The following is a 6,127-nucleotide window of genomic DNA, read 5'->3' as shown; positions in this document are numbered from 1 at the left end:
GGGGGTGAACCGCTCCCGGGCGGGCCGCCCGGTCTCCAGGACCTCCCGGCACAGCCGGTACGCCTCGCCCTCCACGCAGCCGCCGGAGACGCCGCCGAGCACGGCGCCGTCGGCGTCCACGGCCAGCGCCGCGCCGGGGCCACGGGGCGCGCTGCCGTCCACCGCGGCGACGGTGGCCACGGCGAAGGAGCGACCCTCCGCGCACCAGCGGGCCAGTTCGGTCGCGATGTCCAGCATGCGTGCCTCCCTCGCTCTTCTTCCCCGCTCCCGTGTCGCACCGGCTACCGTGTTCCCGTCAGCCGCCCGTCAGCCCATCGTCAATCCGGCGTCGGAAGGCCGGTGTCGGGCACGGCGAGGTCCACCAGGTGCTCGGGGCGGACCGGGACGCGGTGCAGGGCCCGGCCGGTGGCCTGCCGGATGGCGGCCACCACCGCCGGAGTGGAGGAGAGGGTGGGAGCCTCACCGACGCCGCGCAGGCCGTAGGGGGCGTGCTCGTCGGCCAGTTCCAGCAACTCCACCGGGATGGTCGGGGTGTCCAGGACGGTGGGAATCAGGTAGTCGGTGAAGGAGGCGTTGCGCACCCGGGCGTCCGCGCCGACGAGGATCTCCTCCATCACCGCCAGCCCGAGGCCCTGCACCGTGCCGCCCTGGATCTGCCCCACCACCGACAACGGGTTGAGGGCCCGGCCCACGTCCTGGGCGCAGGCCAGTTCCACCACCTTGACCAGCCCCAGCCCGGTGTCCACCTCCACCACCGCCCGATGGGCGGCGAAGGAGTACTGCACGTGGCCGTTGCCCCGGCCGGTGCGGATGTCGAAGGGCTCGGTGGGACGGTGCCGCCACCGCCGCTCGATCTCGATCGTCTCCCCGCCCAGGACCTCGGCGATCCCCACCAGACGCTCGCCGGTCGCGGTCACGATGGCCCCGTCGAACGGCCGCAGGTCCGGATCGGACCAGACGGGGTCGCCGTTCCCGCCGAAGCGCCGCCGGGCCAGCTCGATCAGCCTCCCGCGCACCAGCACGCAGGCGTTGCGGACCGCGCCACCGGTGACGTAGGTCTGGCGGGAGGCGGAGGTGGATCCCGCCGAGCCCACCCGGGTGTCGGCGGGGCGGATGACGACCCGCTCGACCCCCAGTTCGGTGCGGGCGATCTGGCCGTGCACGGTCACACCGCCCTGGCCCACCTCGGCCATGGCGGTGTGCACGCTCACCACCGGCTCGCCGCCGACCACCCGCAGCCCCACCCGGGCGGTGGAATAGTCGTCGAAGCCCTCGGAGAAGCCCACGTTCTTGATGCCGACCGCGTAGCCGACGCCGCGCACCACGTCCTCGCCCCGGGTGGTGTTCGACAGGCCGCCGGGCAGTTCCCTCGGGTCGGGGCCGGCCGCGCCCCGCGGGCCGCCGCTCTCCCACGGGCGCTCGGGCGGCAGGGGCCGACGCCGGACGCGTTCCAGCAGTTCGGCCACCGGCGCGGCGGAGTCCACCACCTGTTCGGTGGGCATGAGCGAGCCCTTGGACATGGCGTTGCGCCGGCGCAGTTCGACGGGGTCCATCCCGAGGGCGGCGGCCAGCTTGTCCATCTGGCTCTCGTAGGCGAAGCACGCCTGGACCGCGCCGAAGCCGCGCATCGCCCCGCACGGCGGGTTGTTGGTGTACAGGGCCAGGGCCTCGATGTCGACATTCGGCACCTCGTAGGGGCCGGCGCCCAGCGACGCGGCGTTGCCCACCACGGCCGGGGAGGAGGAGGCGTAGGCGCCGCCGTCCAGGACGATGCGGGCGGTCAGGTGGGTGAGACGGCCGTCGCGGTCGGCCCCGTGTTCGTAGCGCAGGCGGGCCGGGTGGCGGTGGACGTGTCCGAAGAAGGACTCGGTGCGGTCGTACACCATCTTCACCGGCCGGCCGGTGCGCAGCGCCAGCAGGCAGGCGTGGATCTGCATCGACAGGTCCTCACGCCCGCCGAAGGCACCGCCGACGCCGGAGAGCGTCATCCGGATCCGGTCCTCGGGCAGTCCGAGGACCGGGGCGATCTGCCACAGGTCCGCGTGCAGCCACTGGGTGGCGACGTACAGGTCCACGCCGCCCTCGCCGTCGGGCACGGCCATCCCGGACTCCGGCCCCAGAAACGCCTGGTCCTGCATCCCCACCTCGTACTCGCCGGTGACGATCACGGCGGCGCGGGCGCGGGCGGCGGCCACGTCGCCGCGCACGACGGGTTGGCGGTGCACGATGTTGGGGTGCGGGACGTGCGCGGCGTGGCGGTCGGTGCGGCCCGGGTGGAGCACCGGCGCGTCGGGGGCGGTGGCGCCGGCCTCGTCGACCACCACCGGCAGTTCCTCGTAGTCCACGCGGACGAGGTCGGCGGCGCGACGGGCGATCTCGGGGTGGTCGGCGGCCACCAGAGCGACCGGTTCCCCGTGGTAACGCACCCGGTCGCGGGCGAGCACGGGGGTGTCGCGGATCTCCAGGCCGTGGTGCTTCTCCTCGGCGGGGAGGTCGTCATGGGTGAGGACGGCGTGCACGCCGGGCACGGCGAGGGCGGCCGAGACGTCGACGGCGCGGATCGCGGCGTGGGCGTGCGGGCTGCGCAGGGTGTGTCCCCAGAGCATGGACTCGTGCCACAGGTCGGAGGCGTAGGCGAAGTCGCCGGTGACCTTGGGGACGCCGTCGGGGCGCCGGGTGGAGGCACCGACACCGCCGTCGACGGGGACGCGTCGGGTGTGGTCGGCCGGGATCACGGGTCCGGCCGGGGCGTCGGGGAGTTCGCGGGCGTCGGGCACGTCGATCACTCCTGCCCGGCGGCCGCGCGGCCGGCGGCCAGCCGCACGGCGTCCAGGATCTTCTCGTACCCGGTGCAGCGACACAGGTTGCCGGCGAGGGCCTCCCGGATGTCGGCGTCGGTGGGCCCGGGGTTGCGCTCGATGAGTTCGTCGGCGGCGACCAGCAGGCCGGGGGTGCAGAAGCCGCACTGGACGGCGCCGGCCTCGATGAAGGCCCGCTGGACCGGTGCCAGGGGCGGGTCACCCTCCCGCCGCGCCCCGGCCCCGTCCGTCGGTCCCGCGTGCTCCATCGACTCCGCGTGCTCCATCGGCTCCGCGGCCTCCCCGGCGCCCGGGCGCGGGTCGGCACCGGCGGCGCGGGCGGCGGCCAGGGCGGGAAGGCCCTCGACCGTGGTCACCTCCCGTCCCTCGGCCTGTCCGGCCGCGACCAGGCAGGCGCACACCGGCACACCGTCCAACCGCACGGTGCAGGACCCGCACTCCCCCTGCTCGCAGGCGTTCTTCGAGCCGGGGAGACCCAGCCGCTCGCGCAGGACGTACAGCAGGCTCTCGCCCTCCCACACGTCGTCCGCCACCCGTCGACGGCCGTTGACGGTACAGCTCAGGCGCACGGCGCGCCTCCTTCCGGTCGGGGGTCGGACGCGCCGGCGCGGTGGGCCTCCCAGCACCATCCCAGGGTGCGGCGGGCCATCACCGCCACCGCGTGCCGGCGGTAGGCGGCGGTGCCGCGCACGTCGTCGATGGGCGAACAGGCGGCGGCCACCAGTTCGGCGAAGCGGCGGGCGGCGGCGGGGGGAATCGGATCACGTCGCTCCCACAGATCGCCGTCGGCGAGGACACCCGCGATGTACTCCTCCGCCTCCCGGGCCCGCACGGGGGTGGGGGCGGCGGAGCCGATGCCGACGCCCACCCGGCCCCGTCCCGGATGCAGGGCCACGGCCACCGCGCAGACGGCGATGACCATGGCGTTGCGCGGGCCGACCTTGGAGAACTGCTGCGGACCGGTGGCCCGGGGTACACGCACGGAGCGGATCAGCTCGTCGGGGGCGAGGGCGTTGCGCTTGACGCCGAGGTAGAAGTCGTCGACGGGGATGTGCCGGGTGCCGCGCACCGAGACGGCCTCGATCTCGGCGCCGGAGGCCAACAGGGCGGGGTGGCAGTCCCCGGCGGGGGAGGCGGCGCCGAGGTTCCCGCCGACACTGCCGCGGTTGCGGATCTGTGGGGACCCGACGGTGCGGGCGGCCAGGGCCAGGCCGGGCAGTTCGGCGCCCAGTTCGGTGACCACCCGGCTGTAGGGAACGGCGGCCCCCAGCCGCACCCGGCCGGCGGGGGCGGCCGGGTCCTCCCCGGCCGGCTCGTGTTCCAGGGCGTGCAGTTCGGCGAGGGCGGACAGGTCGAGCAGCGCCTCCGGACGGCGTCCCCCGTGGTTGATCTCCACCATCACGTCGGTGCCGCCCGCGATCGGCAGGGCGCCGGGACGCTCGGCCCTCAGGGCCAGCGCCTCCCGCCAGTCGCCGGGGCGCAGGAAGTCCATGGCCACGCTCTCCCTCGTCCTGCGTTCGTTGTCCCTCGTCGGCCCCGGGGCACCGCCGGCCTCCGCGGGCTTCGGGTCCGGACCGGGGCCCGGCCCGTCGGATCCTCTCGCGAACCGTCGCCGGAGCCCCGGCGACGCCCCGAGGGCCGCCCGCCGAACCCCCGCCGCTCCCGCGGTCGGGCCGGCTCGCGCGCGGTGGTCCGTGGGCGCCCGGGCCCGGGCGGGGGTGCGCCACCGGTCCGCGCGCCCCTCCCGGGGCCGGGTACTCCAGTACATCCCGCCCCGGGGTGTCCCGGGCAGTCACCGAAGCGCCCAAGTCGGTGTAACGTCCGGGACCACCTCTTGTAGATTCGTACAAAGAACCCCCGAGGGCCGGTGGATCGGCGGGCCGATGGGCCGAGCTCCGGCAGCCGGTCCCTCCCCAACGGAATCGGGCCGGCATGCGACTGCGCGATCTCCTCGACGTCCCGGAGCTGGGACTGCGTCCGCTGGGCGATCCGCTCCCCGCCGACCGCCCCGTGCGCGGCACGATGACCACCGACCTGCGCGACCCCGGGCGCTACCTGGTCGGCGGCGAGTTGGTGCTGACCGGCCTGGCGTGGTGGCGGGGGTCCGGTGACGCCGAGCCCTTCGTGCGGATCCTGGTGGGGGCCGGGGTGGCCGCCCTGGCGGCCGGTGAGGCCGAGCTGGGTTCGGTCCCCCGGGACGTGGTGGAGGCGTGCGCCCGACACGGGCTGCCGCTGCTGGCCGTTGACACCTCCGTGGGGTTCACCACCATCACCGAGCACGTCTCCCGGAGGTTGTCCGGGAGTCCGGCCGGGGAGATGGCGACCGCCCTGGAGCGGTGGCGCGGGGCCGGGTCCCCCGTCGGTGGGGTCGAGCCGGGGCTGCGGGCCCTCCTGGTCTCACCCTCCGGACGGGTGCTGGTGGACACCACCGGCGAACCGCCGGTGCCGGACGCGGGCACGCCGCTGCTGTGCGCCCGGGCCGGGGCCGGGGGCGCTCCGGGACCGGCCCGGGTGGTCGTGGCCGGCACGCCCCACGCGCTCTTCCCGGTGGCGCCCCCGGGCCCGGACGGTACCCCTCCCCCGCTCGACGCCGCCGGACCCGCCGGGGAGCTGCTGGCCGTCGTGGGCGATCCCGATCGCTGGCCGCGCCGCCGGGTGGAGCTGCTGGCGGCGACCGCCGGACTGGTGGCCGATGAGCGCCGGCGCGCGGACGCGGCCGGCGCGGCCTGGCGCCGGTTGGCCCGGGAGGTGGTCGAACTGGCGCGGTCGGGCGCGCCCTCCGCCGTCGTCGCCGCCCGGCTCGACCTGCTGGTGCCCATTCCCGACGCCGCGCGCGGGCGTCCGGGCGCGGGTCGACAGGTGGTGGTCGCGGTGCTGGAACGCCCGGGGGACGGTGGTGGCGACGCCGGGGTTCCGCCCCGGGCCGACGCCCGCGCGGCGCGGTTGCTGTTGACCGATCTGGTGGCGGGCGCCCGGGAGCGGGCGGGCGCGGCGCCCGGGATGCCCGGCGCCCCCGGCCCCGTGGACGGGTCCCCCGACGGGCCGGCCGGAGCGGTGGTGACCGAGGTGGACGACGAGGCGGTCGCCCTCCTCGCCCCGCTCCCCACCACACCGGCGGGGGTCGGGTCCGTCCCCCTGACCCCCGGTGCGCTGCTGGACGCGGTCCGCCCGGCGCTGACCGCCGGGTTGGGGCCCGGGGGACGGCTTAGCGTGGGGGTCTCGGACCCCGTGGCCTCCGCCGACGGGCTCGCCGGCGCGCTGGAGGAGGCCCGGCACGCGCGGCGGGTGGCCGCCGCGCGGGGCGAGAC

General features: G+C 76.5%; 5 protein-coding genes. 1 reads left to right on the top strand and 4 read right to left on the bottom strand.

The annotated features are described in order from the left end of the window. The 4 genes from FNQ90_RS09735 to FNQ90_RS09720 form a co-directional block, all read right to left on the bottom strand. On the bottom strand, positions 1-237 hold a 237-nt coding region (locus tag FNQ90_RS09735), incomplete at its 3' end, for an XdhC family protein (protein ID WP_182605999.1). 80 nt (positions 238-317) lie between these two features. Then, positions 318-2,735, bottom strand: a complete 2,418-nt coding sequence (pucD, locus tag FNQ90_RS09730; protein WP_182606000.1) for a xanthine dehydrogenase subunit D — start codon at positions 2,733-2,735, stop codon at positions 318-320. A gap of 47 nt (positions 2,736-2,782) precedes the next feature. Continuing rightward, positions 2,783-3,388 carry a (2Fe-2S)-binding protein gene (locus tag FNQ90_RS09725; protein ID WP_182605998.1) on the bottom strand — a complete coding sequence of 202 codons (606 nt, stop codon included), beginning with the start codon at positions 3,386-3,388 and terminating at the stop codon, positions 2,783-2,785. Then, positions 3,379-4,311: an FAD binding domain-containing protein gene (locus FNQ90_RS09720; RefSeq protein WP_182605997.1), complete on the bottom strand. Its 933-nt coding sequence runs from the start codon at positions 4,309-4,311 to the stop codon at positions 3,379-3,381. The genes FNQ90_RS09725 and FNQ90_RS09720 overlap by 10 nt, the downstream gene beginning before the upstream one ends. A 440-nt stretch (positions 4,312-4,751) precedes the next feature. On the opposite strand from FNQ90_RS09720, the gene FNQ90_RS28125 reads away from it, so the two are divergent. Further along, a partial coding sequence (locus FNQ90_RS28125) for a PucR family transcriptional regulator ligand-binding domain-containing protein (protein ID WP_182605996.1) occupies positions 4,752-6,127 on the top strand: 1,376 nt, incomplete at its 3' end.

Source organism: Streptomyces alkaliphilus (assembly GCF_014141535.1).
Classification (GTDB): domain Bacteria; phylum Actinomycetota; class Actinomycetes; order Streptomycetales; family Streptomycetaceae; genus Streptomyces; species Streptomyces alkaliphilus.
This window is presented reverse-complemented; position numbering and strand designations above follow the sequence as displayed.